This is a genomic window from Arthrobacter sp. D2-10 (genome assembly GCF_054161285.1).
Genome location: NZ_CP096431.1, coordinates 2,792,519 through 2,808,745 on the forward strand (window position 1 = coordinate 2,792,519; position 16,227 = coordinate 2,808,745).

Consider the following 16,227-nt stretch of genomic DNA (forward strand, 5'->3'; position numbering starts at 1 on the left):
CTCGTCCCTCCCCGACTTACGACGGCGGGTGGTCGCCCATGGCAGTCAGCTGCAGCTGCGCCGGTGACCGCCCGCCGTCGGCGTCTTTGCAAGGGAAACGGGGCTAGCGGCCGCGCTGTTCGGAACCTTCAGTGGCGGTTGAACACTCGACTTCGACCTTGGGTTCGCCGTCCGTTTCGATCAGGCGGGGCGAGAACACCTTCATGGGCCTCTTGTGGGACAGGTAGGCAATACACCCCCGCGAAGAGCCGATCTTCTCGAGGATGAGTTCGACGGCGGGCACAGTCAGTTCGCTCAGCGTCTTGCCGACAGTGTTTGGCTGACCAACGTCATCACCGAGCGTAGTGGTGTTGCGCTGCCTGATTTCGTCCGCCGACCACCGCCACTGCCCCCACACGCCCTTGCTGGCAAGCAGGGTGGGTTCCTGATTCACAGGCTGCGCGGCCGCAAAGTAGCGGGTGTCGAAACGCCGGTGCGCAAAGTCAGGGCTGAGCCAGGCGGACAGGGGTTTAATGAGATCTGTCCGCAGACCCAAACCCCGTTTGCCGAGAATTTCGGCGAAAGTCTTCTCCCCGGCAGCCATCGCCTCACGCGCCTCCATCCACTGAGGATGTCGGGTTCCCTCCACGAGGCTCGAGGGGTCCGGGCCTGCGAGCAGTACACCGGTCTCTTCGAACAGCTCCCGAATCGCGGCAACCACGAAGCGGCGGGCCACGTGATGATCCGGTGTGGCCAAAGCAGCCGCCCATTGCGCGGGCGAGGGACCGAACCAGGCAACCGGATCGTCGTCGTGCTCTTCCACGCTGCCTCCCGGGAAGGCGACTACGCCGAGCGGAGACTCCCCCCGCCGATAGGAGAGGTAGACCTCCGTGCCCACCGGAGCGTCGCGGATCAGCACGACCGACGATGCTGGCCGTGGCTTCATGGGGGTGCGTTCGCCGTGGTCGATCCAACTACGGGCGGCGCCCTGCTGCTCATCCGGGACTGGAAAGAGCCTGGTGCTTGAACGGTTCACGAAACTAGACGAACTCCGCGATGATTTCGACTTCTACGGGCGCATCCAATGGTAGTACCGCAACGCCGACGGCGGAACGCGCGTGGGCGCCGGCCTCGCCGAACACGCTTCCAAGCAGCTCGGAAGCTCCGTTGATCACTCCAGGCTGACCGGTGAAGCTCGGCTCCGATGCAACGAAACCGACGACCTTGACGATCCGGGTTACCCGGTCGAGGTCCCCGATCTGCGACTTCACGGCAGCGAGGGCGTTGACTGCACAGGTGGCCGCGAATTCCTTGGCCTGGTCCGCATCTATCGCCGCGCCGACTTTTCCTGTTGCTGGGAGTTTGCCGTTAATAAAGGGCAGCTGCCCGGAGGTGTAGACATAGTTGCCGGAGACCACAGCGGGGATGTAGGCGGCAACCGGGGCTGCCACCTCCGGAAGCGTGATCCCGAGCTCCTGGAGCCTGCTTTCGACGGCGGAGACTGCCCCGTTAGCGCTGGTCATTACGCGTTCTTCTGCCGCTTGAGGTACGCGACCAGGCCCTTGCCGTCAGGCCCCGGAACAACCTGCACAAGCTCCCAGCCGTCCTCGCCCCACTGGTCGAGGATCTGCTTCGTTGCGTGGATGATGAGCGGAATTGTGGCGTACTCCCATTTGGTCATGACTCACAGGGTAGCGTGTGCTAGTAAACTGGAGCACATGGCTGCTCGTAAATCCCCTTTCTTTGACACGGCAACCACCCTGGGGAAAATCATTGCATTCCTAGGAATCAGTGGATTGAGTGGGGTGCTTGCTGCAGGTCTTCTTGTCCCCGTAGCTGCGGCCGCCGGTACCGGCGCGTCCGCATCCATCCAGTTCTTTGAGAATCTTCCGGCTGAGCTCGAGCGTGGCGCGCTCGCCCAGCCCTCCAAGATCGTGGCTTCTGACGGATCCCTGATCGCGACCCTGTATGAGGAGAACCGCCAGCCTGTAACGCTGGAGCAGGTGTCCGAAAACATGACGGACGCGCTGATCGCCATCGAGGATGACCAGTTCTACAACCACGGCGGTGTGGACCTGCAGGGCATCATCAGTGCGGCCATCAGCAACATCAGCAGCGACACCACACGCGGTGCATCCACCATCACGCAGCAGTACGTCAACAACGTACTGATCGACGCGAGCATGCAGAGCGGCGGCGACATCACGTTCAGCGGCCAGAAGACGCTGGGCGACAAACTTCGTGAAGCCAAGCTCGCCATCGCGGTGGAGAAGGAACTGAGCAAGGACGAGATCCTCGCGGGCTATCTGAACATCGTGCCGTTCACCGGCAACACCTACGGGGTCCAGGCTGCGTCGAAGTACTTCTTCAACGTCGAAGCCAAAGACCTGAACGTTCAGCAGGCGGCACTGCTTGCCGGCGTGGTCAACGGTCCCACCTTCTACAGCCCCGAGCTTTACCCGGAGCGTGCATTGGAGCGGCGCAACCTGGTAATCGGGCGCATGCTGGAGACCGGCAAGATCACGCAGGAAGAGTACGACGCCGCGGTGGCCTCCGACCTTGGTCTGGCAATCACGCCGGTTCTGAACGGCTGTGTCGGTGCCGAACAGGCACCGTACTTCTGCGACTATGTCACCCACCTGATCCTCAATGATGCGGCCTACGGTGAGACCCGCGAGGACCGCGAGAACCTTCTGTACCGCGGCGGCCTGACGATCAAGACAACGCTGGACCCGCGCGCACAGGCTGCGGCGCAGACCGCAATCAACGAGACCGCGAACCGCGAGACCACCGACGCCGCCGTGGGCCACTCCATGGTGAGCCTGAAGCCGGGCACCGGAGACATCCTGGTGATGGCACAGAACACCCGGTTCATGCCCGGTGAAACTCCAGGCGACTCAGTGCTCAACTTCAATGTGGACCAGTACGCCGGCGGCGACCCGAACCGGCCCTTGGGCGGCCTGGGCGGATTCCAGCCCGGATCGACGTTCAAGCCCTTCGTTGTTGCCGCCTGGCTCGAGGACGGCCGGTCGCTGAACACCGTCGTCGACGGAAGCAAGAAGAAGTACGAGCAGGGTGAGACGTGGGAAGCCAGTTGCCTGCCCGGCGGTGAGTACGTCCTGCCCGACGCTGAGGGTTACGAGCCGCAGAACTACGGCGACATCAACTACGGCAACTACACCGTTCTCGAAGGCCTGGCGCAGTCCTACAACACCGTGACCATGTACACGGCTAAGGAAGTCGACCTGTGCAAGCCGTTTGAAATTGCCACCAAGCTCGGCGTCCACGACGGTAAGAGCGCCAGCGGCGAATACACACCGCTCCAGGTGCAGCCTTCCGCACTCATCGGTGGCGGCAGCGAGGTTTCCCCGATGTCGATGGCTACCGCCTTCGCCGGTCTGGCGGCCGAGGGCCTCACCTGCCAGCCGCGGGCACTGACCGAAGTAACGGCCGTTGACGGCAGCACTTTCCCGGTTCCGCAGCCTTCCTGCGAGCAGGTCATACCCAAGGAACTGGCCCGCGGCGTCAACTACGCCACCCAGGAAGTGATCGAGCGGGGCTCCGGCCAGTTGCTCGAATTCGGCGATATCCCCATGGCGGGCAAGACCGGAACCAACGACGCCCGCTCGCAGACCTGGTTCATGGGTTACAACTCCGCGATGGCCACCGCCAGCTGGGTAGGTAACTGGAAAGCCAACAGCGGCACGTTGTCCGAGCTGCAGATCGGTGGACGGATCTACGAGGAGATCGACGGCGCGTTCGTGGCGGCCCCTTCGTGGGCGCGCTACATGCAGCAGATCCGGGGTTCGTACCAGCCGAAGCCATTCGCTGATCCGCCGTCCAACATGCTGAACAGCGGCCGTTCCATTGAGCCGTCGCAGCCCTCGAACAACAATGGCAATAACGCCAACAACGCGGGCAACTTCCAGCCCATCGTTCCCCCGGCCCCCGAAGGAAGCACTCAACCTGTGACGCCGCCGGACAATTCAGGCAACAATGGGAACGGTAACGGCAATGGGAACGGGAACGGCAATGGCGGAGGCAACGGCTGATCGTGGTGACATCTAAAGGGGGCTTGCGCAACGGCGCTGCCGTTGCGCTTGGTTTGACCACGGCGGCCGGGGTTGCCACTGCCGGATATGCGGCCTTTGTTGAACGAAACCTGTTCGGGCTCCGCGAGGAAGTTCTTCCGATACTGCCCGCCGGCAGCCGGCCTTTGAGGGTCCTGCACCTTTCGGACATCCATATGGTCCCCCGGCAAGCCGCGAAGGCGAAGTGGTTGAAGGGGCTGGCTGAACTCCAGCCTGATCTGGTGGTCAACACCGGTGACAATCTCAGTCATCCCAAGGCTCTCGCTCCACTGTTGGATGCCCTTGAGCCTCTCCTGGACTTCCCCGGCGTTTTCGTTCCGGGCTCCAACGACTACTACGCTCCGCGCCTACAAAATCCGTTCAGATACCTGGGCGGCCCGTCCTCGACTGCGGGCCAGCAGCTCAAGGAACTGCCGTGGCAGCAGATGTTCGCCCGGTTCGGGTCCGCCGGCTGGGTCGACCTCACCAACCGGTCGCAGTCCATTGGCCTGAAGGGTACCCGCCTGGACTTCAGCGGCGTCGACGATCCCCACCTCAACCGGGACCGGTTCGTCGGTTTCCCGAACGGAAGCAGCACAGCGCACGAGGCGCCGTACCTGCGGGTCGGCGTCGCGCATGCTCCCTACCAGCGTGTTTTGGACACTTTCACCGACGGTGGGGCCCAGCTCATCCTTGCCGGCCACACGCACGGCGGGCAGGTCTGCATTCCCGGGTACGGCGCGTTGGTCAGCAACTGTGACCTGCCCACCTGGCGCGCCCGCGGCCTCACGCAGTGGGAGAACAACGGCAGGACCGTACCGCTTAATGTCTCTGCCGGCATTGGAACGTCCCGCTTTGCTCCAGTCCGTTTCGCCTGTCGCCCCGAAGCAGTATTGCTGACGCTTACGCCTCGCTGACAGCGGACTTCCCACCCGCCACCGGATGCGGCGTGCGGCACAGCTGACATAGGATTGGTTGCTGGGGGACACAAATTCTTCGCTCCCTCCTATCTTCAACCTGTCGAGAGAAGAGCATGCCGAAGCAAACTACGCTGTGGGAGTCTCTCAGCCGTCTTTACCCGCACCTGAAGCCGATCATGCCGCGGCTGATGCTCGGGCTTTTCGCCGCGCTCGGTGCAAGCATCATGGTCCTCGCCATTCCCCAAGTCTTTCGGGTACTCGTCAATGACGCGCTCGCTGAAGGGCAGGCCACTTCCACGGTCTGGATAGCTTCCGGGATTGTGCTCGTCCTCGGCGTGCTTGAGGCTGCCTTTGTGGCCATGCGACGATTCTTCGTCATCAACCCCGCCACCACCGTCGAAACCAACCTGCGCACATCCTTCTACCGGCACCTGCAGAACCTGGCCGTGGCATTTCATGACCGCTGGGGAAGCGGTCAGTTGTTGTCCCGGGCGATGTCAGACCTCAACCTCATGCGACGCTGGATGGCTTTCGGCGCCATCATGCTCGTAGTCGACGCGCTCACCGTGACCGCCGGCGTCGCAATCATGTTCTTCATGAGTTGGCCGCTTGCTCTCATCTTCCTCGCTGCCGCTGTCCCCGTGATGGTCTACGGGTTCCGGTTTCGTACCTCCTACAGCAGGGTGTCGCGCAAGAGCCAGGACCAGGCCGGCGACCTTGCAACCTCGGTTGAGGAATCCGTTCACGGCATCCGCGTTTTGAAGGCCTTCGGTCGCAGCCGGGAAGCTCTGGACGCGTTCAGTGACCAGGCGGAGGAGCTCCGAGAGACCGAGATTCACAAGGCGAAGAGTCTTGCCTGGTTCTCTTTCATCGTCACGCTGCTCCCCGAACTCGCACTTGGGGCCTCCCTGGTGACCGGGATCCTCCTGGCGGTGAACGGCGAGGTGTCCATCGGCGGCCTGGTTGCCTTCTTCGCCACGGCCGGCGTGGTGATCGGCCGGGTCGAGTTCATTGGCCCGTTGCTCGCCATGACCTTCACGGCCAAGACAGCCATCGACCGCCATTACGAGGTCATGGAATCAGAGAACACCATTACTGACCCGCAGAACGCTCGCACGCTGACGAACCCGCGGGGCGAGGTGACCTTCGACGACGTTCACTTCCGTTACCCGGATGCCGAGGACGCGTCAGTGTCCGTCATCGACGGCGTCGACCTCACCCTTCGGGCCGGGGAAACTATGGCGCTTGTGGGCGTTACCGGCTGCGGCAAGAGCACCCTCCTCCAACTGGTGCCCCGGCTTTACGATGTCACCGGCGGTTCCCTCCGAATCGACGGCGTCGATGTGCGCGAGCTGTCCCTTGAGGAACTGCGCCGCCACGTGGCCGTAGCCTTCGAGGACACCACGCTGTTCTCTAATTCCGTCCGTGAGAACGTGCTGATGGGTGCGGACGCCCACAATGACGACGAGGCAGAGACCATCCTCGCTGAGGCCCTTGATGTCGCGCAGGCGCACTTCGTTTACTCCCTGCCCGACGGCGTCGACACGCTGATCGGTGAAGAAGGCCTCAGCCTTTCAGGTGGCCAGCGGCAGCGCCTGGCGCTGGCTCGGGCAATCGCTGCGAAGCCGCGGGTCCTCGTCCTCGACGACCCGCTGTCGGCTCTCGATGTGCGGACCGAGGAACTGGTGGAGGAGCGGCTCCGGGAGGTGCTCTCTGAGACCACTACGCTGATCGTCGCGCACAGGCCATCGACAGTGGCGCTTGCGGACCGGGTGGCCCTCATGGAGAACGGACGCATTGCCGACGTCGGCAGCCATACCGAACTGCTGGAGCGCAGCGACCACTACCGCTACGTCATCGCGAGTCTCAACGAGGAGCCAGTGGATCTGGACAGCGAACTCGAAGAGCTGGGGCACAACGACCAGGGGGCTCACGCATGAGCAGCTCAGCCAGGGAGAACAAGCAGAACAAGCGCAGCCAGGGAGACGAGGCGCCGTCGTCGGGCATTTCCTCCGGTGTCTCCAACGAGGACGACGTCATCCTTGACCGGGCACAGAACAAGTCAGTGCGGTCACGGTCTTTCAAGCTTCTTGGCTCCCTGATTCGCCCGAACCGCAGGCAGTTTATCTGGACGGCGTTCCTGGTGATCTTCTCGCAAATCGCGCGGGTCTCCGGGCCGGCTATCATCGCCTTCGGCATCGATCACGCGCTGCCCTCGCTGATGCAGGGAGACTCCGCCCTGCTCTGGGCCACGGGAATCACTTACCTGCTGGCGGCCGTGCTCGCTGCCGTGCTCACCGCCGGCTATGTCCTCGCGGCGGCAAGGTTGAGCCAGGAGATGCTGCTGGACCTGCGGCTGCGCGTCTTCCGGCACACCCAGCGGTTGAGCCTTGAGTTCCACGAGAAGTACACTTCCGGCCGCATCATCTCCCGCCAGACGTCGGACCTCGAGGCGTTGCGCGAACTGCTCGATTCCGGTGTAAGTTCCCTTGCGTCCGGCCTGATGTACATGATCTTCACCGCCGTCACCATCTTCGTTCTCGACTGGCCCACCGGGCTGCTGATCCTCGTGGCAGCGATCCCGATGACATTCCTCGCGCGCTGGTATCAGAAGCACTCGCAGATCGCCTACCGCTCTTCCCGGGTGGTGTCCGCACGGCTGATCGTGCACTTCATCGAGACGATGACCGGTATCAGGGCTGTCAAGGCGTTCCGGCGCGAGAAGGTCAACGCAGACCGCTATGACGAGCTGGCCGAAGATTACCGCCGCGTGACCGTGCGCTCGATCAACCTCAACGGGGTCTTCCAGCCGGGTCTTGTGTTGATCGGCAACGTGACAGTGGCCGCGGTGCTGCTGTTCGGTGGCTTCCGGGTACTTGGTGGGTCCCTTGAGGTGGGTGCACTCCTCGCACTGCTCCTCTACAGCAAGCGGTTCTTCCAGCCTGTGGACCAGATGGCGATGTTCTACAACTCGTTCCAGTCGGCGGCGGCGGCGCTGGAGAAGGTGTCCGGGCTCCTGGAGGAAGTGCCCACCGTGCGCCCGCCGAAAAACCCTGTGCCGTTGAAAAATGCCCAGGGCAGAATCGAGTTCGACGGCGTCGAGTTCCGTTACGGCGATGGTCCGGTGATTCTTCCGCGCATGGACCTCACCATTCCTGCCGGGCAGACGGTGGCCCTTGTGGGCCAAACCGGTGCCGGCAAGTCGACTCTTGCGAAAGTCATTGCCCGGTTCTACGACGTCTCCGAGGGCCGCGTTCTGCTTGACGGTATCGACCTTCGCCAGTTGTCCCCACGTGACCTTCGCAGCGCCGTCGTCATGGTCACCCAGGAGGCTTTCCTCTTCAGCGGCAGCGTGGCGGACAATATTGCGCTCGGCAAACCGCAGGCGAGCCGGGAAGAGATCGAGCGGGCTGCACAGGCGGTGGGAGCGCACGAGTTCATCACCTCGCTTCCCGAGGGTTACGACACCGACGTGAACAAGCGCGGCGGCCGGGTCTCCTCGGGTCAACGTCAGCTGATCAGTTTTGCCCGGGCATTCCTGGCTGATCCCGCCGTGCTGATCCTGGATGAAGCGACGTCGTCGCTGGATATTCCCAGCGAACGCCTTGTACAGCAGGGCCTGCAAAAGCTGCTCGGTAACCGGACCGCGCTAATCATCGCCCATCGCCTCTCGACGGTGGAGATCGCCGACCGCGTCATGGTGGTGCACGACGGCGCGGTGGTCGAAGACGGAACACCTGCCGACCTCATCAGCGGCAACGGCCGGTTCGCGACCCTGCATGCCGCGTGGCGGGACTCGCTGGTCTAACCGGTTAGTCTGAAGCAGGATTCTCCGTTATCCTTGAGAGGTTGCTTTCACGGATACGTAGAACTTTCACCGATGAGTTAGTACGGATACGTTGAACAGCAGAATCGGGGTGTGGCGCAGCTTGGTAGCGCGCGTCGTTCGGGACGACGAGGCCGCAGGTTCAAATCCTGTCACCCCGACCATTCAGGAAAGAAGGCACCACCTACTGGTGGTGCCTTCTTTCGTTCGTCCTGTCGGTCGGCATGCCGATCAAGCCTATTTGGTCAGCCCCTGGTTGGTCAGACGAAAGTCCGCCCGGTCAGCCGCTCGAATGCCTCGATGTACCGTGCACGGGTCTTCTCGACCACCTCGGCTGGCAGCGCCGGAGGTTCCGAGACCCGGTCCCAGCCGGCCGCATCAGACGTGAGCCAGTCCCGGACGAACTGCTTGTCGAAGGAGGGCTGCGTCTTCCCCGGAGAGTACAGCGCGGCATCCCAGAACCGGGAAGAATCGGGCGTCAGGACCTCGTCACCGAGCGTGACCTCTCCCGAACTCGACATCCCGAACTCCACCTTGGTGTCGGCCACGATGATGCCGCGGTCACGCGCAATGGACTCCGCCCGCGAGTAGATGTCGAGCGTCAGGGAACGCAGCTTCGCGGCTAGGTCATCTCCCACCATCATGACGACGGCGTCGTAGGTGATGTTTTCGTCGTGCTCCCCCACTTCGGCCTTCGCCGACGGGGTGAACAGCGGCGTCTCGAGCCGCGACCCGTCCACCAGGCCCTCGGGCAACGGCAACTCGCATACGGTGCGGGAAGCGTTGTACTCCTGCAGGCCCGAGCCGGTGAGGTAACCGCGCGCGATGCACTCCACCGGGTACATCTCGAGCCGCTGGCAGATCATGGCCCGCCCTGCGACTTCTGCGGGAACGTCGGTGGACAGGACGTGGTTGGGGATGCCTGACAGCTGCTCGAACCACCACAGGCTCAGCTGGGTGAGGACACGCCCCTTGTCGGGGATCTCCGATGACAGCACGAAGTCATAGGCGCTGATCCGGTCGCTGGCGACCACCAGCACGCGGTCGTCCTCGCCCGTCTCGGGCTCGTACAGGTCACGGACCTTCCCGGAGTAGATGTGCCGCCAACCGGCCAGTTCCTGCACCATGGCTACGCCCCGCCCGTCGTTGTGCTCGCCTGTGAAACGACGACGTCGCCGCTGGCCGCTTTCGCCGCGATATCCGTACGGTACTGCCCGCCTTCGAGCTCAAGGCGCCCTACGCCGTCGTACGCTTTGCCCCTCGCCTCCGCGAGATCCTTTCCCAGCCCGACGACGGCGAGTACGCGCCCGCCCGCGGACACGACCGAGCCGTCTTCGGCCAGTGCGGTACCGGCGTGCACCACGTGCACGCCCTCCAGCGCGGACGCATCCTCCAGCCCGCGGATCGGATCCCCGGTGCGCGGGGTGTCCGGGTAATCGGCCGAGGCCAGTACGACGGCGACAGCTGATTCAGGGGACCAGTGCAGGTTATCCACGTTCCCAAGTTCACCCTTCGCAGCCGCGAGGAGGACGCCTCCCAGCGGGGTCTTCAGCCGGGCGAGTACGGCCTGGGTCTCGGGGTCGCCGAACCGCGCGTTGAACTCGATGACGCGCAGCCCGCGGGAGGTCAGCGCAAGACCGCAGTAGAGAACACCGGTGAACGGGGTGCCGCGGCGGGCCATTTCGTCGATAGTGGGTTGCGCAACGCGCTCGATGACCTCGTCGACGAGGCCGGCGGGGACCCACTCCAGCGGAGAGTACGCCCCCATGCCGCCGGTGTTCGGGCCCTCGTCGTTGTCGAAGATGCGCTTGAAGTCCTGCGCCGGTGCAAGCGGGACCACGGTGGAACCGTCCGAGAGCACAAAGAGGGACACCTCGGGTCCGTCGAGGTACTCCTCGATGACCACTGAACCGCCGGCGTCGAAGCATGCCTGCGCATGCTCAAGGGCGGCGGTCCGGTCAGAGGTAACAACCACTCCCTTGCCCGCGGCGAGGCCATCGTCCTTGACAACGTAGGGGGCGCCGAAGGCATCCAGTGCTTCTTCAGCCTCAGCGGCGGTCGAAGCGACCTTCGCCATCGCCGTCGGAACCGAGGCTGCGGCCATGACCTGCTTCGCGAACGCCTTCGACGCCTCCAGCTGCGCGGCGGCCTTCGTCGGTCCGAAAACGGGGATACCAGCCTCGATCAGCGCATCCGCCACGCCGGCTGCCAAAGGCGCTTCCGGTCCGACGACCACGAGATCCGAACCCAGGCGATTCGCGAGCTCCGTGACCGCGACGGGATCGTTCGCGTCGATGGCGGAAACCGGCACGTCCTGGGCGATTCCGGCGTTCCCGGGAGCAGCGTGCACCTCGCTCACGAAAGGATCGGCCAGGAGCGCTCGGACAATGGCGTGTTCGCGGCCTCCGGGGCCAATCACAAGAACCTTCACAGTAGTTCAGGGTACTGGGTTCCTCCTATGCCCAACTACCGCGCGGGGCTACTGTGAATGCAGTGTGAAGCTGCACGCACCGCCCGCGGGCTTCACCCGACCAATACAGCGGGCCCGTCTCTCCGAACCCTCAGTATGAAAGCCGTTCGCACGTCCAGTCGTAGCGCCCCGTCGCTCAAAGCCCTCCCGATGCTTGCCGGAATCCTCGCGGCGGGGTTGGTGCTGGGCGTCGCCGAACTGGTCGGGGCGTTCTTCTCTTCCAGATCAGCGCCGCTGATCGCGCTGGGGTCCACCTTCATCGACTTCACGCCGTCCTGGCTGAAGGACTTCGCGATCGACACCTTCGGCACCAATGACAAGGCAGCGCTGTTCGTCGGCATGGCGGTCACCATCGTCGTCCTCGCTGCGATCCTCGGCTACCTCGCCTGGCGACGCTGGATCCTGGGTGTCGCCGGTGTCCTGGTCATGGGCGCGGTGATGGTTGCCGCCGTGATCTCCCGTGCCGGCGCTGCATCGCAGGATGCCGTGCCGTCCATCATCGGTACGCTGGCAGGGCTGGCCGCGCTCCGGTGGATGATTCGGATGCTGCACCGCACCTCCCCCATCGTCGACACCAACGATGACGGCGCCTTCAGTACCGGCGGATCCCACTCTGTTGGGGGCAAGGCCGGCGTCAGCAGGCGCGGGTTCTTCGCAGCGGCGGGGGTCACCGCCGTGGTCGCTGCCGCTGCGGCAGTTGGCGGCGCCGTCGTCAGCGGAGTGCGCAACACCGTGAACGTGGCCCGGGAGCGCCTGAGCTTCCCGGCACCGGCCAGTCCCGCGCTGCCGGTGCCGGCAGGGGTAGACGTCGACCTGGATGGAGTTGACCGTTGGCTCACTCCCAACTCCGAGTTCTACCGCATCGACACGGCCCTGCAGGTGCCCACCATCGACGTCGACACCTGGGAACTACGCATTCACGGCATGGTCGAGGAGGAAGTCCGGGTGACGTTCCAGGAACTGCTCGACTCAGAGCTGATCGAACGGCATATCACGCTCACCTGCGTCTCCAACCCGGTGGGAGGGGAATTGGCGGGCAATGCCAAATGGCTCGGCTATCCCATCCGCAAACTTCTCGAGCGCGCCCGTCCCACCGACGGCGCGGACATGGTCCTCTCCACGAGCACGGACGGCTTCAGTGCCTCAACTCCCCTGCCGATCCTGCAGGATGACCGTGATGCCATCCTTGCTGTTGCCATGAATGACGAGCCGCTCCCCCTCGAACACGGCTACCCCGTGCGCATGGTTGTCCCGGGACTCTACGGATACGTATCCGCGACCAAGTGGGTCGTGGACCTCGAAGTGACCCGGTTCGCGGACGCCACCGCCTACTGGACCGACCGCGGCTGGTCCGAGCGCGGTCCCATCAAGACGCAGTCCCGCGTCGAGGTTCCGCGGGCTTTCGCGAAGGTCCCCGCAGGAACTGCCCGGGTGGGCGGCACTGCCTGGGCGCAGCACCGCGGCATCGAAAGGGTGGAGGTGCAGATTGACGACGGCCCGTGGGAAGAGGCCGCCCTCGCCGCCGAGTACACCGTGGACACCTGGCGCCAGTGGTCGCATGAAGTCCAGCTTGAACCGGGCTCGCACCAGATCCGCTGCCGTGCCTATGACGTCGAGGGCGTGCAGACGGAGGAGCGCGCAGACACTGTTCCGGACGGCGCCTCGGGCTGGCACACTGTCCAGTTCACCGCGGAGTAGCGTCCCGGGCCGCCCCCTTACAACAACACCAGGCTTGTGCCCACCGGATGACCGTTCTCTCCGGTGGGCATGAGGTACATATGCGCAATACTGGAACCATGCCCTCCACCTTCACCTCCTCCAGCGCGGTTGACCTCGCGGTCCTGGAGCGTAACGGCTTCATCGAATCCCGCCACATCGGCTCTGCCGTAGTACTAGCGGCGGACGGCTCAATCGTCACTGAGCTCGGAGATGTGGATGCGCCGATCTTTCCCCGATCCACCCTGAAGCCCTTCCAAGCGCTCGCGGCAATGCAGGCGGGTGTACCGTTGCGGGGTGCGCAGGTGGCCCTGGCTGCCGCCAGCCATGTGGGCAGTCACGAACATATGGACGTGGTGCGGTCCATGTTGAGCGCAGCAGGAGTCACCGAGGACGACCTCCAGTGCCCGCCGGACTGGCCGCAGGACGAGGAAGCCCGCAACTGGCTCATCCGCGCCGACAAGGGCCGGCAGCGCGTGGCCTTCAACTGCTCCGGCAAGCACGCCGCGTTCCTCTGGGCCTGCACCGAGAACTCGTGGGACCACAAGACCTACCTTGACCGTGAACATCCCCTGCAGCGGCGCATCGCCGAGGTCATCGAGGAGTACACCGAGGAAACCGTAGAGCACTGGGCCGTAGACGGCTGCGGTGCCCCGCTCGGTGCGGTGTCCCTGAAGGGCCTCGCCCGCGGCATCGGCAAGATCGCGAAGGCTCCAGGGGACAAGAACGCCGATGCGCGCGCAGCCACCATCGCGACGGCCATGCTTGATTACCCCTGGGCGGTCCACGGTCACGGCCGGGAGAACTCGATCGTCATGGAGGACCTCGGCATTCTTGCCAAAAACGGCGCCGAAGGTGTGCTTGTCATGGCTGCTCCGACCGGCGTCTCCATGGCCCTGAAAATCCTGGACGGAAACATCCGCGCGACCACCCTTGTTGGCCTGACCCTCCTCGCCGCGTCAGGTGCGCTTGAGGCGGAAGCGGTGGCGCCCGTGCTGGAGAAGGTTGTGCAGCCTGTGCTCGGCGGCGGCGTTCCCGTGGGCAAGCTTCGCCTGGCCGCTCCCGTCATGGCGCTGCTGGACTGACCATGGCACGACGGCGTATCCCTGCCGCAGCCGGAGACGCTGCGGTCCGCGCAGTGGCCGCCGGCAGTGCCGAGCGGACCGAACGAACGACGGCGGTGCGTTACTCCCTCGAAGAGCTCTCCGCCCGCGCACCAGGCAACAGCGTCGAGGTGCGGGTGCCGCCACTCGGCGTGACGCAGTGCGTCGAGGGGCCCCGCCATACCCGGGGAACGCCGCCGAACGTCATCGAAACCGACGCGGAGACCTGGCTCGCCCTGATCACCGGGACGCTGGATTGGGCCGAGGCAGTCTCATCCGGGGCGGTACTGGCCTCCGGGCAGAGGGCCGACCTCTCAGCGCTCCTGCCGCTCTTCCCGCAGATTCCGGCGCCGGACCCGTCATGATTCTGGAGCGTCCGCGGCCTTCCCTCCCCAACTTCCTGGTCCGGGGGGCACGGGGTGCGGTCTCCGCCGTCAGGCGCCAACCGGTCGAGGCCTGGGCTGTCGCCGGGATCATCACTGCCCTGTACACGGTTTTCTCCATTGCGCAATGGAACAGGTTTGACACGCCCTCCTGGGACCTCGGCATCTTCACCCAGCTCGCCAAGGCCTATGCCAGCCTGGATGCGCCCATCGTGCCGATCAAGGGCCACGGGTTCAACCTGCTCGGCGACCACTTCCATCCGCTGCTGATCATTCTGGGCCCGGTCTACGCGCTCTTTCCCTCCGGCCTGACCCTGCTCATCCTGCAGAACGTGCTCGTGGGCTGGTCGGTGCTTGTCATCACGCGCCTGGCCGTTCGGCACATCGGCCGACTGCCCGGACTGTTCCTCGGGGCGGCTTACGGTCTGTCCTGGGGCGTCCAGTCCGCCGTCGCTGTCCAGTTCCACGAAGTGGCGCTGGCTTTGCCGTTGCTGGCCCTGGCGTTGGAGGCCTACATCGAGGGACGGCTGCGCACCGCCGTCGTCGCGTGCGGCCTGCTGGTGTTCGTCAAGGAGGACATGGGACTGACCGTGTTCGCGTTCGGGCTGGTTCTCGCCTGGCGTTTCCGGGACCGCTACCGGGCCGGCCTGGCGCTGGCGCTCTGGGGCCTGGGCTGGCTGGTCCTGTCGGTGGGGCTCATCCTTCCGGCGCTGAACACGGGTGGCACGTACGACTACTCCGACCGCATCGACGTGGCCGCACTCCTGGCGAACCCGGTGGACACCCTCTTCATCATGCTGACCGCCGTGGAGAAGTACGAGACGCTGTGGCTCCTCCTGCTTGCCGGCGGCTTCCTGTTCCTCCGCTCCCCGCTCACGCTGGTGATGCTGCCCACCCTGATGTGGCGCTTCGCTGCGGAAAACCCGTCCTACTGGGGCCCGGACTGGCACTACAACGCGGTGCTGATGCCGGTCCTTTTCGGCGCGCTCGTGCATGCGATCCTCATTGCCCGCCGGAGCAGGCGAGGCTGGCTGCGTTCCTATAGTGCCGCCGTCGTACCTGTTGTCACGGTGGTGGCGTTCATGCTGCTTCCCGGCCAGCCGCTGGGAGCGCTGGCGAAACCCGAGACCTACCAGCAGTCACCACGCTGGGATGCTGCACACCGGATGATGGACCTGATCCCTCCGGCCTCAACCGTGGAGTCCGGCGTGGTCCTCATGCCGTACCTGGTACCGGAGACCGAGGTGTACTGGATCGGAAACGAGATTCCCCCGCCGGACTACCTCATCGTCGACGACCAGGACTGGAGCTGGGGCCCCACCCGCCCCACAAGCGCCGAGCAGCACGCGGAGGAGACCTATGCGGGTGAGAACTACACCCTGATCGTGAACGAGGCCGGATACCAGTTGGTCAAGCGCGAGACCTGATCCCGGTAGCCTTGAACCATGAGTTCGCAGCAGCATCCAGAGCGCCGTCAGGTCACCATCCGACGGGCCCCGAAGTTCGCCCCGTTCATGGGATTGGGAGCGCTGATCGGGTTCATCGCCGCGCTGATCGTGGCATACACCGGGCCGGCTGATCCGACCCTCACCCGCGAATCGGTCCTCGGGTTCTTCACCGTGGTCTTCGCCATCCCGGGCCTGCTGATCGGTGGCCTCATCGCGCTGCTGCTCGACCGGATCAGTGTGCGGCGCATGAAACAGGCGACGGCGGAGCGCACCGACGACGACGAGTGACATCGTGTGCGGCGGGAAAACGGG

At 64.6% G+C, this 16,227-nt stretch carries 14 protein-coding genes and 1 tRNA gene; 10 read left to right on the forward strand and 5 right to left on the reverse strand.

Features of this window, described 5'->3' with window-relative positions:
• Nucleotides 1-103 precede the first annotated feature (103 nt).
• Genes M1D74_RS13105 through M1D74_RS13115 form a run of 3 tightly spaced genes read right to left on the reverse strand, consistent with a single transcriptional unit; the run spans nt 104 to nt 1,660 of the window.
• Nucleotides 104-1,015, reverse strand: a complete 912-nt coding sequence (locus M1D74_RS13105; RefSeq protein ID WP_309070558.1) for an NUDIX hydrolase — start codon at nt 1,013-1,015, stop codon at nt 104-106.
• A gap of 4 nt (nt 1,016-1,019) precedes the next feature.
• Nucleotides 1,020-1,502 carry a RidA family protein gene (locus M1D74_RS13110; protein ID WP_309070559.1) on the reverse strand — a complete coding sequence of 161 codons (483 nt, stop codon included), beginning with the start codon at nt 1,500-1,502 and terminating at the stop codon, nt 1,020-1,022.
• On the reverse strand, nt 1,502-1,660 hold the full coding sequence (locus M1D74_RS13115; protein WP_309070560.1) for a DUF4177 domain-containing protein: 159 nt from the start codon (nt 1,658-1,660) through the stop codon (nt 1,502-1,504). The genes M1D74_RS13110 and M1D74_RS13115 overlap by 1 nt, the downstream gene beginning before the upstream one ends.
• Nucleotides 1,661-1,697: 37 nt before the next feature.
• Between M1D74_RS13115 and M1D74_RS13120 the strand changes: the two genes are divergently transcribed.
• The 5 genes from M1D74_RS13120 (at nt 1,698) to M1D74_RS13140 (ending at nt 8,959) form a co-directional block, all read left to right on the forward strand.
• Nucleotides 1,698-4,031: a transglycosylase domain-containing protein gene (locus M1D74_RS13120; RefSeq protein ID WP_309070561.1), complete on the forward strand. Its 2,334-nt coding sequence runs from the start codon at nt 1,698-1,700 to the stop codon at nt 4,029-4,031.
• Nucleotides 4,032-4,033: 2 nt separating this feature from the next.
• Nucleotides 4,034-4,966: a metallophosphoesterase gene (locus M1D74_RS13125; RefSeq protein ID WP_309070562.1), complete on the forward strand. Its 933-nt coding sequence runs from the start codon at nt 4,034-4,036 to the stop codon at nt 4,964-4,966.
• Nucleotides 4,967-5,082: 116 nt separating this feature from the next.
• Entirely contained in the window at nt 5,083-6,909 is a 1,827-nt protein-coding gene (locus tag M1D74_RS13130; protein ID WP_309070563.1) for an ABC transporter ATP-binding protein, read from the forward strand.
• On the forward strand, nt 6,906-8,777 hold the full coding sequence (locus tag M1D74_RS13135) for an ABC transporter ATP-binding protein (protein ID WP_458115559.1): 1,872 nt from the start codon (nt 6,906-6,908) through the stop codon (nt 8,775-8,777). The genes M1D74_RS13130 and M1D74_RS13135 overlap by 4 nt, the downstream gene beginning before the upstream one ends.
• Before the next feature lie 105 nt (nt 8,778-8,882).
• Nucleotides 8,883-8,959 (forward strand) — tRNA-Pro (locus M1D74_RS13140).
• 96 nt (nt 8,960-9,055) lie between these two features.
• Here M1D74_RS13140 and M1D74_RS13145 read toward each other — a convergent pair.
• A complete protein-coding gene (locus M1D74_RS13145) occupies nt 9,056-9,922 on the reverse strand; it encodes a phosphoribosylaminoimidazolesuccinocarboxamide synthase (RefSeq protein ID WP_458115560.1) in 867 nt (288 codons plus the stop codon).
• 2 nt (nt 9,923-9,924) lie between these two features.
• Nucleotides 9,925-11,226, reverse strand: a complete 1,302-nt coding sequence (purD, locus tag M1D74_RS13150; protein WP_458115561.1) for a phosphoribosylamine--glycine ligase — start codon at nt 11,224-11,226, stop codon at nt 9,925-9,927.
• Between the two features lie 135 nt (nt 11,227-11,361).
• On the opposite strand from purD, the gene M1D74_RS13155 reads away from it, so the two are divergent.
• The 5 genes from M1D74_RS13155 to M1D74_RS13175 all read left to right on the forward strand — a co-directional run bounded on the left by M1D74_RS13155 (nt 11,362) and on the right by M1D74_RS13175 (nt 16,203).
• Entirely contained in the window at nt 11,362-12,963 is a 1,602-nt protein-coding gene (locus M1D74_RS13155) for a molybdopterin-dependent oxidoreductase (protein WP_458115562.1), read from the forward strand.
• 98 nt (nt 12,964-13,061) lie between these two features.
• Nucleotides 13,062-14,066 (forward strand): asparaginase, encoded by a 1,005-nt coding sequence (locus tag M1D74_RS13160; protein WP_309070568.1) that lies wholly within the window; start codon nt 13,062-13,064, stop codon nt 14,064-14,066.
• Nucleotides 14,063-14,449, forward strand: a complete 387-nt coding sequence (locus tag M1D74_RS13165) for a sterol carrier family protein (protein ID WP_458117187.1) — start codon at nt 14,063-14,065, stop codon at nt 14,447-14,449. Before M1D74_RS13160 ends, M1D74_RS13165 begins: the two co-directional genes overlap by 4 nt.
• Complete coding sequence (locus tag M1D74_RS13170; RefSeq protein ID WP_458115563.1) at nt 14,446-15,894, forward strand: DUF2079 domain-containing protein; 1,449 nt, start codon at nt 14,446-14,448, stop codon at nt 15,892-15,894. The genes M1D74_RS13165 and M1D74_RS13170 overlap by 4 nt, the downstream gene beginning before the upstream one ends.
• An 18-nt stretch (nt 15,895-15,912) precedes the next feature.
• A complete protein-coding gene (locus tag M1D74_RS13175) occupies nt 15,913-16,203 on the forward strand; it encodes a hypothetical protein (protein ID WP_309070570.1) in 291 nt (96 codons plus the stop codon).
• Nucleotides 16,204-16,227 lie beyond the last annotated feature (24 nt).

What these genes read in the sequence shown, in the direction of transcription:
- M1D74_RS13110 (WP_309070559.1), bottom strand. Translation starts at nt 1,502, where the DNA reads ATGACCAGCGCTAACGGGGCAGTCTCCGCCGTCGAAAGCAGGCTCCAG.
- M1D74_RS13115 (WP_309070560.1), bottom strand. Translation starts at nt 1,660, where the DNA reads ATGACCAAATGGGAGTACGCCACAATTCCGCTCATCATCCACGCAACG.
- M1D74_RS13120 (WP_309070561.1), top strand. Translation starts at nt 1,698, where the DNA reads ATGGCTGCTCGTAAATCCCCTTTCTTTGACACGGCAACCACCCTGGGG.
- M1D74_RS13130 (WP_309070563.1), top strand. Translation starts at nt 5,083, where the DNA reads ATGCCGAAGCAAACTACGCTGTGGGAGTCTCTCAGCCGTCTTTACCCG.
- M1D74_RS13135 (WP_458115559.1), top strand. Translation starts at nt 6,906, where the DNA reads ATGAGCAGCTCAGCCAGGGAGAACAAGCAGAACAAGCGCAGCCAGGGA.
- M1D74_RS13145 (WP_458115560.1), bottom strand. Translation starts at nt 9,922, where the DNA reads ATGGTGCAGGAACTGGCCGGTTGGCGGCACATCTACTCCGGGAAGGTC.
- M1D74_RS13155 (WP_458115562.1), top strand. Translation starts at nt 11,362, where the DNA reads ATGAAAGCCGTTCGCACGTCCAGTCGTAGCGCCCCGTCGCTCAAAGCC.
- M1D74_RS13160 (WP_309070568.1), top strand. Translation starts at nt 13,062, where the DNA reads ATGCCCTCCACCTTCACCTCCTCCAGCGCGGTTGACCTCGCGGTCCTG.
- M1D74_RS13170 (WP_458115563.1), top strand. Translation starts at nt 14,446, where the DNA reads ATGATTCTGGAGCGTCCGCGGCCTTCCCTCCCCAACTTCCTGGTCCGG.
- M1D74_RS13175 (WP_309070570.1), top strand. Translation starts at nt 15,913, where the DNA reads ATGAGTTCGCAGCAGCATCCAGAGCGCCGTCAGGTCACCATCCGACGG.